The 15,948-nt window shown below is 39.0% G+C and carries 16 protein-coding genes; 8 read left to right on the top strand and 8 right to left on the bottom strand.

Annotated elements, in window-relative coordinates:
* Nucleotides 1–7: 7 nt before the first annotated feature.
* Together FFU37_RS08115 and FFU37_RS08120 are read right to left on the bottom strand one after the other, a co-directional pair.
* Nucleotides 8–1,750, bottom strand: a complete 1,743-nt coding sequence (locus FFU37_RS08115) for a bifunctional protein-serine/threonine kinase/phosphatase (RefSeq protein ID WP_138489218.1) — start codon at nucleotides 1,748–1,750, stop codon at nucleotides 8–10.
* Nucleotides 1,751–1,763: 13 nt separating this feature from the next.
* The gene (locus tag FFU37_RS08120) at nucleotides 1,764–3,233 is read right to left on the bottom strand and encodes a NarK family nitrate/nitrite MFS transporter (RefSeq protein WP_024595623.1); all 1,470 of its coding nucleotides are present in this window, start codon (nucleotides 3,231–3,233) and stop codon (nucleotides 1,764–1,766) included.
* A gap of 288 nt (nucleotides 3,234–3,521) precedes the next feature.
* Between FFU37_RS08120 and moeB the strand changes: the two genes are divergently transcribed.
* On the top strand, nucleotides 3,522–4,280 hold the full coding sequence (gene moeB / locus FFU37_RS08125; RefSeq protein ID WP_039488127.1) for a molybdopterin-synthase adenylyltransferase MoeB: 759 nt from the start codon (nucleotides 3,522–3,524) through the stop codon (nucleotides 4,278–4,280).
* Here moeB and FFU37_RS08130 read toward each other — a convergent pair whose 3' ends face one another.
* From FFU37_RS08130 to modA, 3 genes are read right to left on the bottom strand one after another with little or no spacing between them, the layout of a single operon-like run.
* Nucleotides 4,281–5,309: an ATP-binding cassette domain-containing protein gene (locus tag FFU37_RS08130; protein WP_138489219.1), complete on the bottom strand. Its 1,029-nt coding sequence runs from the start codon at nucleotides 5,307–5,309 to the stop codon at nucleotides 4,281–4,283.
* Nucleotide 5,310: 1 nt separating this feature from the next.
* Nucleotides 5,311–5,988 (bottom strand): molybdate ABC transporter permease subunit, encoded by a 678-nt coding sequence (modB, locus tag FFU37_RS08135; protein WP_002959821.1) that lies wholly within the window; start codon nucleotides 5,986–5,988, stop codon nucleotides 5,311–5,313.
* Nucleotides 5,975–6,676 carry a molybdate ABC transporter substrate-binding protein gene (gene modA, locus FFU37_RS08140; protein ID WP_138489220.1) on the bottom strand — a complete coding sequence of 234 codons (702 nt, stop codon included), beginning with the start codon at nucleotides 6,674–6,676 and terminating at the stop codon, nucleotides 5,975–5,977. The genes modB and modA overlap by 14 nt, the downstream gene beginning before the upstream one ends.
* Nucleotides 6,677–6,772: 96 nt before the next feature.
* On the opposite strand from modA, the gene moeA reads away from it, so the two are divergent.
* Nucleotides 6,773–7,990, top strand: coding sequence for a molybdopterin molybdotransferase MoeA (moeA, locus tag FFU37_RS08145; RefSeq protein WP_138489221.1), 1,218 nt, complete (start codon nucleotides 6,773–6,775; stop codon nucleotides 7,988–7,990).
* A gap of 54 nt (nucleotides 7,991–8,044) precedes the next feature.
* Here the strand turns inward: moeA and FFU37_RS08150 are convergent, their stop codons facing one another.
* Together FFU37_RS08150 and FFU37_RS08155 are read right to left on the bottom strand one after the other, a co-directional pair.
* Nucleotides 8,045–8,497: a lysozyme inhibitor LprI family protein gene (locus FFU37_RS08150; protein WP_138489222.1), complete on the bottom strand. Its 453-nt coding sequence runs from the start codon at nucleotides 8,495–8,497 to the stop codon at nucleotides 8,045–8,047.
* A 112-nt stretch (nucleotides 8,498–8,609) separates the two neighbouring features.
* Entirely contained in the window at nucleotides 8,610–10,034 is a 1,425-nt protein-coding gene (locus FFU37_RS08155) for a sodium-dependent transporter (RefSeq protein WP_138489223.1), read from the bottom strand.
* A 189-nt stretch (nucleotides 10,035–10,223) separates the two neighbouring features.
* Here FFU37_RS08155 and FFU37_RS08160 point away from each other — a divergent pair, with 189 nt between their 5' ends.
* The 6 genes from FFU37_RS08160 (at nucleotide 10,224) to FFU37_RS08185 (ending at nucleotide 14,717) form a co-directional block, all read left to right on the top strand.
* On the top strand, nucleotides 10,224–10,526 hold the full coding sequence (locus FFU37_RS08160) for a YciI family protein (protein WP_039488129.1): 303 nt from the start codon (nucleotides 10,224–10,226) through the stop codon (nucleotides 10,524–10,526).
* 162 nt (nucleotides 10,527–10,688) lie between these two features.
* Nucleotides 10,689–10,946: a PepSY domain-containing protein gene (locus FFU37_RS08165; protein ID WP_002959808.1), complete on the top strand. Its 258-nt coding sequence runs from the start codon at nucleotides 10,689–10,691 to the stop codon at nucleotides 10,944–10,946.
* Between the two features lie 3 nt (nucleotides 10,947–10,949).
* Nucleotides 10,950–11,624, top strand: a complete 675-nt coding sequence (locus FFU37_RS08170; protein WP_002959806.1) for a response regulator transcription factor — start codon at nucleotides 10,950–10,952, stop codon at nucleotides 11,622–11,624.
* Nucleotides 11,618–12,955 carry an ATP-binding protein gene (locus FFU37_RS08175; protein ID WP_002959804.1) on the top strand — a complete coding sequence of 446 codons (1,338 nt, stop codon included), beginning with the start codon at nucleotides 11,618–11,620 and terminating at the stop codon, nucleotides 12,953–12,955. The genes FFU37_RS08170 and FFU37_RS08175 overlap by 7 nt, the downstream gene beginning before the upstream one ends.
* Nucleotides 12,942–13,352 (top strand): hypothetical protein, encoded by a 411-nt coding sequence (locus FFU37_RS08180; RefSeq protein ID WP_138489224.1) that lies wholly within the window; start codon nucleotides 12,942–12,944, stop codon nucleotides 13,350–13,352. The genes FFU37_RS08175 and FFU37_RS08180 overlap by 14 nt, the downstream gene beginning before the upstream one ends.
* Before the next feature lie 285 nt (nucleotides 13,353–13,637).
* Nucleotides 13,638–14,717: a flavin monoamine oxidase family protein gene (locus FFU37_RS08185; protein ID WP_138489225.1), complete on the top strand. Its 1,080-nt coding sequence runs from the start codon at nucleotides 13,638–13,640 to the stop codon at nucleotides 14,715–14,717.
* A 69-nt stretch (nucleotides 14,718–14,786) separates the two neighbouring features.
* Here FFU37_RS08185 and FFU37_RS08190 read toward each other — a convergent pair whose 3' ends face one another.
* Complete coding sequence (locus FFU37_RS08190) at nucleotides 14,787–15,824, bottom strand: AI-2E family transporter (protein WP_002959797.1); 1,038 nt, start codon at nucleotides 15,822–15,824, stop codon at nucleotides 14,787–14,789.
* Nucleotides 15,825–15,948: the final 124 nt, after the last annotated feature.

The following is a 15,948-nucleotide window of genomic DNA, read 5'->3' on the forward strand; positions in this document are numbered from 1 at the left end:
TGGTTCTCTAAGTTTTAATTATTAATACACATACCAAAGCAATAAATAAACACAGCGAAATACATTTCCACACCATAACTGGATCGCGTTTCATTATTGAACTTTTATTAGCGGTACTTTCTAAATAAGGATTAGGTTTGTTGATATCGTTTATAAACTCAGAAAAAGCTTGGTATCTGAGCTCAGGTTTAGGGGCAAGCGCCTTCATAAGGGCTTGATCTAACCAAAACGGAATATCGGCTCTGTATTTACGAATACTTGTGTAGTGCCAATGGCTGTAATCTTTTGGCGCTACGTGGTTAAGTGGCAGTGGTTTATAAGGCAATTTTGAGCACAATAACTCGTATGCAATAACGCCAAGTGAAAACAAATCACTTTTAAAATCGGCGTGCATAGTAATAAGTGTTTCGGGTGCTGTGTAATCGGCAGTGCCTTGCGGGCAATCATCCGCAATTTGTTTAACCGACTCGTCCATAGCTGCAACACTTACTGTGCCGTAATCAATGAGCGTTACTTTTCCGTGCGCATCTATCATTACATTATCGAGTTTTAAATCGCGATGCACCATATCGAGTCGCTGAAACGCCCTTAGTGCATGTACTATTTGTTCAATAATACTGCGTACTTGGGTTATTTCTGGGTGCGGCACGTCGTGCTTCCAATCACTGAGTGTTTGTCCGTCCATGTACTCACAAATATGATACAAAAAACGACTCTGCGATTGCGTGCTTAGTACTTTCATCACGTTTAAATGGTTTATGCGTTGCCCTACCCAGCCTTCTCTTATAAAGCCTTGAAGGTAGTGCACATCGTCTTCAAAATTAACCGAAGGTGCTTTTAAAACCACTGGCGGTATATCGGGCGCTTGTTGCACTAAGTAAATGTGCGAGCGACTACTGGCATGTAATTTACGAATAACCGTGTAATCATCAATTTTTTGCCCAACATTAAGCGCAGGTGGAATTTTTCGTCGTGTTAGCGAATGATAAAGCTCATCTAATTTTTGCTCAGCAATATTTTCTACTTTTACCAGTAAACAACTTACGTTGTCGTCACTGCCTCGCGCTAATGCAAGTTCGGTAATTGCTTTAGCTGCATTTTCTAAATTAGTGTGCTCGTTAATTAATTTAGCTATATCACTACTTGGGAGCACATCGTGTACGCCATCGCAGGTTAATATATAAATATCGTCTGCTTTTAGGTCAACTTCGTATACATCTATTTCTTGATGAAGCTGTGCGCCAAGTGCACGCGTTAGCGTATCGTTTACTTTGTGATCCCGTGTTATTGCCTCTATTTTATTTCCTCGCAAGCGAGTAATACGCGTATCACCTAAGTGAAATATATAACCCGTTGCCGACTTTAAAATAAGTGCTGTAAAAGTCGTCATCCAATCGGCTTGGCGCTGACCTAAATGATTGTAATTAACTGATTGCGAATAAAGCCACTGATTTAAACTTGCTAACACCTTCGACACTGACTTTTTAACCGCCCAACTTTCGGGGGTATTTAAATACTCATTTATAAAATGAGTAACCGAAAGTTGAGACGCTTGTTTAGCATTTTTTGCTGATGAACACCCATCGGCTAAGCAGGCAATAACGCCTTTAGACTCTTTTTCTTGCGCTTTGGTATTAAGAGCTGCAAACGCATCTTGATTTTCTGCTTTTAACCCTTTAGCACTGTGCCCGCCAAATGAAACGTTGAGTTCATTTTTTAGCGATTTAGCGTGGAGTGTTTCATCAAACATAGTCAATAATGCCTTAAGTCACTGAAATAAGTTCAACGGTGCCGTCTTCATTTACTTCGGTAATATGGCCATCTGGTTCTCTCATAAAAAACAGTGCAGCTAGACCAAGTAATGCACTACCCGCAATAATGAAAAAGAAAGTTTGATAATCAACAAGTGACAATGCCGTTAAGTACACTACTGCACCTACATTACCGTAAGCACCTGTCATTCCAGCTATTTGCCCAGTTAAACGACGTTTAATTAACGGTACTGCCGCAAATACAGCGCCTTCACCAGCTTGCACAAAGAACGAACACGCCATAGCTGCAACAACTGCAAGCCATAAAGGCCAAGATGCATCAACCAAGCCCATTACAAAATAACCAACAGCAAGACCCGTTGTAAGTACAATAAGGGTAATACGGCGACCTAATTTATCTGAAATCCAACCGCCACCTGGGCGAGATGCTAAATTCATAAATGCATAAGCTGAGGCTAAAATACCGGCGTACACCATATCAAGCGCAAACACATCCATAAAAAATAGCGGTAACATAGATACAACCGCAAGCTCAGAACCAAAAGTTGTAAAATATAAAATATTTAAAACAGCCACTTGCTTAAACTCATAACGATGAGACTCAGGTACAGGCTCTTTAAAAATATGACCATTTACGTCAAAGGTTTTATACACTTCGTAAATATAAAGCAGAACTAAAAAAGCATACACGGCAAGTACAAAGTTAGCCGAAATCAGGTTAGCACCGGTTGGTGAAAGCTTCCAAGTAAGTAATGCTAGTGCACCATACATAGGGATTTTCATAATAAGAAGTAATACAAAGTCGCCTTTACTGGTTACTTCCATTGCGCCTACTTTTTTAGGCTTAAAGTATGTACCGCCTTTTGGTGTATCGGTTACATTTAAGTACCAAATAATACCAAATATAACGCTTAATACACCCGTTAAACCTACTGCGTAACGCCAACCATCTTCGCCACCAAACATAAGTGCAATAATTGGCAATAACATAGCCGCTGCTGCTGAACCAAAGTTACCCCAGCCGCCATAAATACCTTCTGCTATGCCCAGCTCGTTAGCAGGAAACCATTCACTCACCATACGAATGCCCACAACAAAGCCAGCACCAATAAAGCCTAGCGCAAAACGCGCTATAGCGGCTTGTTCAAATGTGGTTGCCATAGCAAACATAAAACACGGAATACTACAGGTAATAAGTAGCGCCGCATAAACAATCCGGGGACCAAATTTATCGGTCAGCATACCCACCACAACACGGGCAGGAATAGTTAACGCTACATTTAAAATTAGTAATGTTTTAACTTGTGCCATGGTAATACCAAGCGAGCCCGCAATTGCACCCAATAAAGGAGCATGGTTAAACCATACAAAAAATGACACAAAAAAGACCATCCAACTTAGATGTAATACTTTCATTTTTCCTTTAAAGGATATTAAGTTAAATCCAGAACTCGGTTGCATGTTTATTTCCTCGTAAACGTATTATTATTTTATAAATGCCCCACTCTTTTATATGAGTAGCAGCCCAAACTTTGTTAAATTTTAGTTAACCCAATACAGCAATTACTGAGCCACTAATTAAAAACCATATATTTCAGTTGGTTATATGCATTTATTATTTTAATGCGTTATAGTTGCACTATATGAGTGAGGGGGTATGGGCTGTTACAGTGCAAATAAAAAGCGTTACTGCTTGCTCTAGGATTTAACAAATTGGTATTGTTCAAAAAAAGTATGAGATGTTTAAAAATGCAAAAAGCACCGTTAACGTACCAACAGCAACTACGCTATTCTCGGCACATTATGCTGCCGCAGCTTGATATAGACGGACAAGAGAAGCTATGGCAATCGCATGCTTTAATTGTTGGTGTGGGTGGGCTTGGATGTGCGGTAAGTCAATATTTAGCGGCATCTGGCGTTGGCACGCTCACCTTAATTGATAACGATGAAATAGACATGACCAACCTGCAAAGGCAAATACTGTATAAAGAAAGTGATATTGGTAGCTCAAAATGCAGTGCTGCAAAAAAACAGCTTAACGCACTTAATAGTGAAATAGATATAAACACCATTGAGGCATTTTTTGATGTAAATACCTCTACAGAACAGCTATTTAATAACATTGATATAGTGATTGATTGCTCAGATAACCTAGCAACACGTAATGCACTTAATAGCGCCTGTTTTAAAGCTAAAGTTCCGCTAGTGTCAGGCTCTGCAATACGTATGGAAGGACAAGTCGCGTGTTTTACTATGGATGAAAACAGCCATTGTTATGGTTGTTTATCGCAATTTTTTAGTGAACAAACACAAAGTTGCTCCGAATCTGGTGTGCTTTCTCCTATTGTGGGGCTAATAGGCAGTATTCAGGCAACTGAAGCGCTAAAAATACTTGCTGGTTTGCCAAGTGGCTTAAGCGAGCACTTATTGCTGGTGGATGGTTTAAGCATGGAGTTTAATCGTTTTAAAATAGCTAAAAACAGTCAATGTGCAGTGTGCAGCATTTAGTTATTCTAGATTACTGATTGCTGTATAAAGCACATCGCCCACTTTAAAGTCGTTTTTGTCCCACACTCGTCTTGAAGCCAAGCAATACAAAGTCTGCCCATCTACATTGAGCGTTAACTGCCACTTATTATTAATAAGCTCAGCCTGAGTTAATACCGACCTTAAAACATTACTGTGAGTTGTTTGCTCAGGCTTTAACGCACTAAGCGACATTTGCTCACTTTCTATAATTAGCTTATTACTGCTATCTACAAGTGCAGGAAGCACAAAAAGCGGTTGCTCACTTTGCTGTAATTGCAGTTGATATAGCCCGTAGTCTTCATCAAATTTAACCATATCGTAATTAATTAAGCTCAGCGGTGTTTGCCTGTCGTTTGCGTAAATAGCTTTTGCAACGTGCGCACTTGCACCTTGGTTTATCACCTTACCTTTATCAAGCTGAATAAGGGTATCGCAGCAAAATAGCAGCTCTTTTAATGAGTGACTTACTATTATAAATTTAATATTAAACTTAACGGCTAACTCATTGAGTTTAGTGAGCGTTTTAAAACGCAATGACCAATCAAGCGCACTAAAAGGCTCATCAAGCATTATAAATTTCTGACCGGCAAGCAAAGTGCGCGCAAATACTACACGTTGGCGCTCGCCGCCCGATAAGCTTTGTACATCACGATCTAGTAAATCTTGTAATTCAAGTGTTTTAACAACATATTGAAGCGTTAAGCTGGTTTGTTTATTCCCGCAGTGTTTTTGTGTAAACGCTAAATTACCTGCCACATCTAAATGAGGAAACAACGGGCACGATTGCAACTGAAGCGTTATACCGCGTTTATCGCTTGGCAACTCATGCACTGGCTGATTATTAATATGAACACTTTTTGCCGGCTCTAAACCGCTAATACAACGCAGTAATGTTGACTTACCAGAGCCTGAAGGCCCGTAAACACCGAGTACATTAAACGACTCAAGCTCAAGGTTTATATCTAAATCAAAATTATTGAGTGCTTTAAAAAGGCTTAACTTAATCATTTTATTGCTTAACCCCTACAATGCTTTTATTAAACTTAAATAACAGCACTAAACAGGCAAACGAAATAGCCAGTAAAATAAGTGAAAGCTGATGCGCCGCCGTATAATTTAACGATTCAACATGGTCATAAAGCGCAATAGACACCACCTGTGTTTGCCCCTGAATATTACCGCCAATCATTAATACCAAACCAAATTCACCCAATGTATGCGCAAAACCTAAAGCAAACGCGCTACCAATACTGGGTTTTAAAAGCGGGATAATTAAATGCACAAAGCGTTTAAACGGGCTCAACCCAAGCGCAATGGCAGCTTCGTTATAGGTTTGATTAATATGTTTAAACCCAGCCACAAGCGGCTGCATTACAAAAGGCAGTGAATAAAAAAGCGAGCCGATAACCACGCCCTGAAAACTAAACGCAAGCTGCGTACCCGTTAGCCAAAACCAAAACTGCCCAAAAGCGTGATCAGGCGAAAATAAAACAAGTAAGTAAAACCCTAATAACGTAGGCGGTAGCACTAAAGGCATTGCAATTAATGCCTCTAAAAATGGTTTAAATTTACCGTTATAGCCAGCGAGCTTGTATGCCAGTGGAATACAAAAAACAAGAAGGAGCACTGCGGTTATAAAGGCAAGTTTTATAGTTAACCACAGCGCGGTTAAATCACTTTGAAGCATTGTTGTCCTTTATTCTGTAACCTAATTCAATTAACTGCTGCTGCGTAGCTTCTGCCATTAAAAATTGCATAAGTTGCTTAGCGCTAGCATGCTTTTTAGTCGAGCTAATAATAACGCCTTGTTGAATTATATCGGGATATTGATTGGTAGGCAGCACGGTATAATCTAAATATTTTTGATCTTGCGTGTTACTGTAAGCCGCCTTTAGCGATGAAACAGCCACCAGCCCTACTCCTACATTACCACTTTGCACAAACTGAAACGCATGTGTAATGTTATTCCCGTACACATAATTTATTGGTTTTTTAAAATGGTTATTCGCGTAATACTCTGAGGCACGCCCGTATGGTGAAAAACGCGGATTAGCAATGGCTACTTTATCATTTACTTTTTCAGCTTTGGGTTGCCACAAGGCAAGTTCGCCTAACGCGTAAGTGATTAAGCTGCTTTGCTCGGCATAGCCTTCTTTAATAAGTGATTGTGGGCGAAAATCGTCGGCCGATAAAAACACATCAAATGGCGCGCCATGCACTATTTGCGAGTATAAAACACCGCTAGAAGCGGCTGATATTTTTACGTCAACATTAGGTAATGGGGATTTTTTTAGTAGGGTTTCCAATACAGTTTTAAAATTACTCGCTACGGCTACTTGCAGCGTTTCTTTTGCGTTTACGCTGCACGAAAGCATGCATATCACACACAAAAAATAACCCAACCATGTATTGTAAAGCTTTGACATTATAAGTATTGTTTCAAAATAAAATGATTTAAGTAAGCAATATATATGAACGATGTTTGCAATGCACCCGGTTTATTACCAATTGAAACTGCAATACAAAATATACTTGGCACAATAACGCCTGTTAAAGACGTTGAAACCATTTCTATAATGCAAAGTGTTGATCGCGTTTTAGCAAGCGATGTTAAGTCAACTATAAACGTACCTGCTCATAACAACTCTGCAATGGATGGCTATGCGCTGTGTATTTCAGATAAAAGCTTAACCTACACACAAGTAGGTAGTGTGTTTGCAGGTCAAATTTTTGAAGGAACACTTACCCCTGGTCAATGCGTAAGAATAATGACCGGCGCTGCCATTGCACCTAGCGCTAACGGCGTTGTAATGCAAGAAAACGCCTCGGTTGATGGCGATAAAATTACGTTTACCGCGCAACCAGAGTTAAATGAAAACGTGCGTTTTGCTGGCGAGGATATTGCTATAGGCGACGTTATTTTAAAAGCAGGCGATAAATTAAAAGCTGTTGATGTGGGATTACTGGCATCTTTAGGAATTGCCAATATAGATGTGGTAAGAACCCTAAAAATAGCCGTGCTTTCTACAGGCGATGAGCTAATAGAACCTGGTCAGCCGCTTAAACAAGGCGCTATTTTTGAAAGCAACCGCGCTGTTATTATTAGTGCGCTGCAACAAAAAAATATAGACGTGCTTGATTTAGGAATAATCCCTGATGACAAAGAACTCATCACTAATGCATTTTTAAAAGCAAACGAACTTGCCGATGCCGTAATAAGCTCAGGCGGTGTATCGGTTGGTGAAGCCGACTTTACAAAAGAAGTGCTCAACGAAATTGGCGAAATTCACTTTTGGAAAATAGCCATGAAACCAGGTAAACCTTTTGCCTTTGGTAAACTAGCTAACAGTTACTTTTTTGGCTTGCCAGGTAACCCTGTGTCGGCTGCTGTTACGTTTAATCAGTTAGTAGAGCCTGCACTGCAAAAGCTGTCGGGGCTTGGTGAAGTAAATCCTAAAATGCGCTTTAACGCGGTTACTACATCCGTTATTAAAAAGCGCCCAGGAAGAGCCGACTTTCAGCGCGGTACAGCAACAATTAACGAGCAAGGTGACTTAGTGGTTGCCCCGTTTAATAAACAGGGCTCGGGTGTACTTTCGTCGCTTAGTAAAGCTAACTGTTTAATTGTAGTGCCGGCGCAAAGCGGCAATATCGAAAAAGGCGCAACAGTAAGTATTGAGTTGCTATAAAGCCTAAAATGCTACAGCTAACTGTACAATTTAGCTGTAGCAATGCTGCAAACCTTAAAATATTTTTATATTTAATGTTTGAATTAAACAATTTAACTTTTCGCTACGCCCTACAAACTCTTCTTTGCTCAATCTATTAACACACTTTAGCGCATTTTTAGTCGCAAAGTATCTATCATAACTTAGGCTTCTTTCGCATTTAACACTATACGTTGAGGGCCAAGAGCCACCGGCACCCGTTGCTATGCCAACAACGTTACATGTAGCATCTATATACTGCTCCCATGCTTTTATTTGTGCTTTAACTGCATCTACTTGGTAATCATCAGTTAGTTGCGGGTAAATTTCATCCATCATTTTACTGATTTTAGTTTTGTACCTATTACCCTCTAAATTATAAATATTGCCGGTGTGCATTGCACCGCCTTCTGGCCAACCATCAGCACTTTGTGCAAATGCGCCAAATGATGAAATAGCAAAAGCAAACACAATAATAATTTTATTCATTTTAAATCCTTTTAATAGTTACCAGATACCTGAAAAAAAACGCTCATAAAAAATGCCGCTGAGCTTAGCTGAGCGGCATTATATTATTCAATAAGCTTTTAAAGAGGTCTATTTAAAAGCCAAATATTTTTAAGTGGAAAAACTTAGTCGCCACTGTATTTATAAATATCACAGCTAGAATGACAGGAATAAACGTTGAAAGTGAAAAGTTAACGTACTTTTCCATCAAGCTTCCCGCATAATTAGGCGAACCTAAGCTTAGCTCTTGTGTTAAGCGTGCTTTTTTCCAGCGGTACATTACAAACAAACACACCATTAAGCCATTAAGCGGTAAAATTGTGTCGTAAAATACATCAACAATAATATCAAAAAAGCTCTTATTAACGCCGCCATAACTGGTGAACGAAGTAAGGCTGTCAATCATACCAAACGACATTGTACATAAAATAGTAAGTACGCCGGTTGAAAGTGTAAGGATGCCCAATGCTTTTTTACGGCTAATACCTTTACGGTCACTTAGGGTTGCAGTCGGGACTTCTACTATTGAAACAAGTGAGGTAATTGCTGCAAAAAATACTAATAAGAAGAACGAGAATGCAACAATAGATGCACCTACATAGCCAATATCATTTTGCAGTGCTAATAATATTTTAGGTAGGTATACAAAAATCATCGATACAGACGAGTCAGAAAGTGCCGCAGGGTCTGTATTTGGATCAAAACTAAATATAGCCGGTAGCACCATTAAACCAGCTACAAACGCAACGAGTGAGTCAGTAATAGCAACCATTTTAGCGCTACTGACAATGTCATCCTTTTTAGAAATATACGACGCGTAAGTCATTAGGATGCCCATGCCCAAAGATAGCGAGAAAAACGCTTGGCTTAATGCGCCATTTAAGACACTTGCATTCATTTTAGAAAAATCAGGAATAATATAGTATTTAACACCGGCCATTGCGTTATCAAGCGTTAATACATAAATAACGAGGGCAAGCAGCATAACCAATAAGGCGGGCATTAAAAACTTAGCGGCTTTTTCTATGCCCTGCTTAACACCGCCTAATAAAATTAAGTTGACCATAATAACCACAACGGCCATATAACCAAACACAGTGTAACTATTAATAAAAACACCAAAGTGGCCGGGATCTGCTAATAAATCTAAATTACCTAGGCCTGTTTGCGTTAAATAGCCAAAAATCCACACCGTAATTACCATATAAAATACAGCAATCATAAATGGCGTAAGCACGGCTAAAAAGCCTGCAAACTTCCATTTTTTATCGTTATTAGATAATAGCTTATACGAACCAAGTGGATCTTTTTGAGCGTTACGACCCATTGCCATTTCAGCCATCATGACTGGTAAACAAATGAATACGACAAATAAAGCGTAAATTAATAAAAATGCGCCGCCGCCATTTTTAGTAGCAGAAACCGGAAAGCCAACTAAATTACCAATACCAACAGCCGAACCTGCCGCCGCTAATATGAATCCGAGACGGGAACTAAATCGTTCTCTATTTTCGCTCATGCTTGAAACCTTTTTATTATTTTGTATATTTCAGCGACTCTACCAGTGTTACACAGAGATTTTCAAGCAATTACAGTGTAAAAATAAAATCGATGTGTAAACCTGTGTAAATACGCTTTTAATTCACCAATTTTCAACGCTGTGGTAGTATTGCGTTAATCAAATTTAACAATTTTTATGAGATTACTTATGTTGTACATGATTCATTCAACAGACGTTGAAAATAGCTTAGAGCTCAGAAAAGCAGCGCGCCCTGCACATTTAGCGCGCCTTAGTGAGCTTGATTCTCAAAATCGTTTACTTACCGCAGGTCCGTTTCCGGCAGTCGATAGTGAAGATCCTCAAGAAGCAGGTTTTACCGGTTCATTAGTTGTAGCTGAGTTTGAGTCAATTGAAGCCGCTCGAGAATGGGCAGCAGCTGACCCTTACGTTGCCGCTGGCATCTATGAAAATACAGTTGTTAAACCTTTCAAAAAAGTGTTCCCTGCTTAAAAGTGTATTAAACCCTAAGAGCGTGCGTTGCACTGTAATTCAGGGTTTGTTCACAAGATTTTAATTAAAATTACTGAGATAAAAGCGAATTTAGCGTTTTTACTTGAATTTTAGTAACTTAGTTAATTAAACTAAGTGGGTCTGGTCTAGGAGTTTTCCATTATGCGCGTATTATTAAGCCTCGGTTTTATTGCTTGTGTTAGCTTAGCTAACTTTGCTCAAGCAGCGACGGCCACCCAAGCATCTCATGCTGAGGTGGACAAAAAGAAAGCCGTAATACTTGCAAAGAAAACAATAGGCGGTAAGACCTTAAAAATTACCGAAAAAACAGATTTTTATACCGTACGAATACTCAAATCTGACGGCCACGTCGTTGATTTACATATAAATAAAAAAACCGGCGAAGTGAAAAAGGATTAACAAATGCGAATTTTAGTTATTGAAGACGATTTACATTTAGCAGATAACCTACGTAATGCTTTAGAAAAAGAACGTTACAGCGTGGATTTATGTCACGATGGTGAAGCAGGTCTTTTCCACATTACAGAATACCCGCTTGATATGGCCGTAGTTGATTTAGGTTTACCTAAAATAGACGGTATTGAGCTAATCAATAAAGCACGAGCACAAGGCATTACTATTCCTATTTTAATCTTAACAGCGCGCGATCGCTGGCAGGATAAAGTAGAAGGTTTAGATGCAGGTGCTGATGACTATCTTACCAAACCATTTCATGTTGAAGAACTTATTGCACGTTGTAATGCATTAATTCGTCGCAGTGCTGGTAAAGCAAATCCAGAAATGACTGCGGGCCCAATTAAAATTCATACACGTTCACAACAAGTATGGGTTGATGATAAAGAGCTTAGCCTTACAGCTTACGAATATAAAGTACTTGAATACTTAATGGTAAATCCGCAAAAAGTAATTTCTAAATCAGAACTTACTGAGCATATTTACGACCAAGATTTCGATCTTGATTCAAACGTAATTGAAGTATTTGTACTACGTTTGCGTAAAAAGCTTGACCCTGATGGTGTGCTAAACCCAGTAGAGACACTACGTGGGCGTGGTTACAGGCTTAAAAGCCAGTGGTAATACCGCAAATATCGTTAAAAATAAGGCAAGGATTTATCCTTGTCTTTGTTTTATTAGTCGCGCTCCCTATCTTATTTTATTCAATTGGCAAAGCGTATTACGCTTCACTTGTTGATGCGACTGAAAAAACTCTCGAAGCACAGCTTTACTCGCTAATATCTGAAGTCGACTTTACTGAGCATGGTATTATTATGCCCAGCACTATATTAGCGCCTGAGTTAAACAGATTAAATTCAGATACCTACGCTATGATTTACCGCGATGATGATCCTGTTTGGAACTCAGAATCGGCTGTAAACTTAAACTATGTTCCTCAACAAATAGAAACCAAAGCCGGTGCTGCCGATTTCAGGCGCGTGGAGTATAATAACACCGCGTACTGGCAACTTAGCCTGACTGTAATTTTAAATAACATAGATCAATCAGAACAAGCTCGCTTTATATTAGTTAAACGTAATGACGCTCTACTTCGTTTAATGGATGGTTTTAAGCAAACCCTTGTAGATTGGATGTTTATAATGGGCATTGCAATTGCAGGCTTGATGGCGATTGGTTTTATTTGGAGCGCTCGCCCACTCCAACGACTCGATAAAGAAATAAAAGCAATTGAATCGGGTGATATTCAAGAAATTAAAGGCCTCTACCCTGTAGAACTGCAAACAATAAAAGCAGACCTGAACTTGCTACTTGAGTCGCAACAGCGCCAAAAAGAGCGCTACAGAGCTTCATTAAGCGACCTTGCTCATGCACTTAAAACACCGCTTGCGGTACTTAAATCAAGTCCATTGGCAAACGATGCCGATGCACAAGAACAACTCGACCGCATAAATGTGATGATCGAGCACCAATTAAAGCGTGCTGCAACCGGTGCATCAGACACCTGGAAAAAACAAACACCTATTAAGCCAGTACTCGATTCAATACTCAGTGCTATGGCAAAAGTGTACCGTGATAAAGATATTATTTTTACCTGCACCGTAACCGAAAAAGATTACTTTTTAGGTGACCAAACAGATTTAATGGAATTACTTGGCAACCTGATTGATAACGCCTGTAAAGCGTGTCGCTCACAAGTAGCAATACAAGTTATTCAAAGCAAAACTTTGTGTATTGGAATTAGCGATGATGGCCCTGGCGTACCAGAGGACAAACGTGAATCTCTACTTACACGGGGCACTCGTCTGGATACATACGAAAGCGGACACGGCGTAGGGATGGCAATTGTATCTGACTTGGTTAAGTCCTATCGCGGTACACTTACCATTACAGAAGCTGATAACTTAGGCGGCGCTCAATTTATTTTAGAGTTTAATTACAATGACAAAAAGTAACTATTTATTAAAACTAACTGCCATTGTGTTATTAGCTTCAAGCCAATACAGCTTTGCAGATGAAGCATGCACTTTAGCCGCTAAAGCAACAACCGATGAAGCTAAGCGATATATTCAATGCCTAGATCGCCAAATTGATAAAGCAAAACAAGCACAAGGCAGTTGGATACAAAAGCGTAAATATGAGCTAACTAAATCACAAGAAAGCACAGGCAATACGCAAGTGCTGCCGTTATTTATGCGCAGCATTAAAAATAATGAAAAGTACCTTGAGAGCGCCTGCCAATGGCGCTACTTAATAAAACTTCCTAATGCGACAACCGCAGCCATTAGCTATAAACTGTGTGAAATTGAGCTTATAAATCAATTTACAGAATCACTAAAACACCCATTTTGACGTAACTTAAGCACACTAAACTAGTTATACCAACCTGCATAAATCTTTGATCAATTTAACGAATTAAATTGCACTATAACGTCGTTAAAAATTTTTTATTTAGAACAACTAGATACAAAAATTTTTGCCTAGTTCTAGCGTAATTTTCTTAACGTTAAATAGACCTCGTATATAAGCAGATTGGTATTACGTTTCACTACTAGTTCCCTTTAGTCTACTTGACAATTTATTCATATCAAAACAAACTACCTACTAGTAGATTGCTAAAAACTAATGGATAAACAGATGACTAAACCAGTAATTATTATAGGTGGCGGACTTGCTGGTTTATACAGTGCGTATAAATTACAACTACTTAATATAGAGTACTTATTATTAGAAGCTAAATCGAAATTAGGTGGCCGAATTTTTGCCGCGCAATCACCAATAAAAAACGATGTTAGTTTTGATTTGGGTCCTACGTGGATATTTCCCCACCAACCAAAAATTCAAGCGCTAATAAAGTCACTCAACTTAAGTATATTTGAGCAATACAATAAAGGTGATGTGTTATATCAAGCACCTAACTCAAAGCAACCTCAACAAATTGCAGGTGCTGGAGATATGCAACTATTTAGACTCAAACACAGCATGAATACCTTAATAACTGCCTTATATGAGCAACTTAATCCTGATTCAATATTATTAGAACACAATGTCACTGAGCTTAAAAAGAACGATAATAGCTGGCAAGTTACTGTTAATCACTTAGGCAATATAAAGCACTTTACTACTGGTAAATTAATTTCAGCAATTCCTCCTCGTATGGTTACAACGCATTTAACACCTGAACTATGGGCGACTCCAACACTCATAAACCGCCTTAGCAGCGTACCTACATGGATGGCAGGACAAGCCAAGTTTATAGCTACTTTTGAACATGCATTTTGGCGTGATAAAAACTTATCTGGGCAATGCTTTAGCCGCGTAGGCCCTATGGTCGAAATTCACGATGCCAGTGCTGAGGATAGTAATTACGCCGCATTATTTGGCTTTATAGGTGTCCCCTACTTATCACGAAACCAAGTAACTCAAGAGCAATTAATTCAAGCCTGTGCCCAACAACTCAGCTACTTTTATGGTAAGGATGCTGAAAAGGCAACCGGATACTTTATTAAAGACTGGGCAGAGGATAAATTTGTAGCTAATATAGACGATCAAACTCAGCCTTCACAGCACCCAGAATTTGATTTTTCAAACTTGGAAGAGCAATTAAGTAACCTCAATATTCATTTTGTAGCGAGTGAGTTTGCAAAACAAGAAGCAGGATATTTAGAAGGCGCAATAAACGCTGTGGATGACGCTATTAAATCGTTTGTTAATTAATTGCCCTGTATTTATTGATAACTTAACCATCAAGGGCTTTAATTTTACAGCCCTTGATGGTTATAAATGTTAGTTATTTTTAGTAACGTCTTCACCACTGCCCAGTAAAGTGGCAACCCACTTGCCCTCTGCACTGGCTTCTAGGGCTATTTTTACAATCATTGTTAATGGTACAGATAAAAGCATACCCACAGTACCTAATAACCAGCCCCAAAATATTAATGATAAAAACACCACTAACGTTGAAAGACCCAGCCCTTTACCCAAAAATTTAGGCTCTACAATATTACCCATTACCGTATTTATTGTTAAATATCCTGCAGCAACAAGTCCTGCCACTAACGGGCCTTGAGTAATAAGGGCAAGTAATACAGCTGGTACAGCCGCAATAATTGAACCTATATTTGGAATGTAATTGAACATAAATGCCAACACGCCCCAAAGCACAAAGTAGTCAACGTCTAAAATCCATAAGTAAAACGCAGCAATAATACCCGTCCCTAAACTTACTAGCGTTTTAATTGCCAAGTATGAATTAATAGATTCTAAAAAGCGGTCAATTTGCTTCATTTTACTATCAGGGTCTTCAAGTGCCATGTGTATTTTTTTGCTCAGCATTGGCCCTTCAAACAGCATAAAAACAACCGTTAAAATAATTAAAAACATGTTTGCCATTACGCCACCTAACCCAGTGAGCATATTAGTGGCCACATCAACCATTTTGCCAGGGTCGAACATATTAATTAACTGATCTTTATTGATCAGTATGTTGTATTGAGATGCTAAATCGACCAGCCATACAAATTCTTCTTTAAGTTGTGTTTTATACTCAGGAAGCTGCTGAGAAAAATCGTTGATAGATTGCCCTACAAGCCCGCCAAGGCTTACCCCCAAGCCAACTATAATCAGCACGACCAACATAACAGCAATGCTTTTAGGAATTTTGTAGCGCGCAAAAAACTTAATAAGCGGATTACAAATAATGGCAATAAATGCCGCCAAAATAAACGGAATAATAATTACACTCGCCGCTTTTATCCCCGCGAGTACGACCACTAAGGAAGCAAAAACTATTAAGCTTTTATTTACTCCAGTTAAACTTGCCAATTTATTAATCCTTTTATTAACTATATCGTCCCAGTGTAAGGCAAAAGGTAATTAAATGAAATAATTACGAAGTGATCATAAAAGCCTGTTTTACGTATAAATTTGCAAAGCTGTTTGCTAGCGA

The organism is Pseudoalteromonas distincta, from assembly GCF_005877035.1.
GTDB lineage: Bacteria > Pseudomonadota > Gammaproteobacteria > Enterobacterales > Alteromonadaceae > Pseudoalteromonas > Pseudoalteromonas distincta.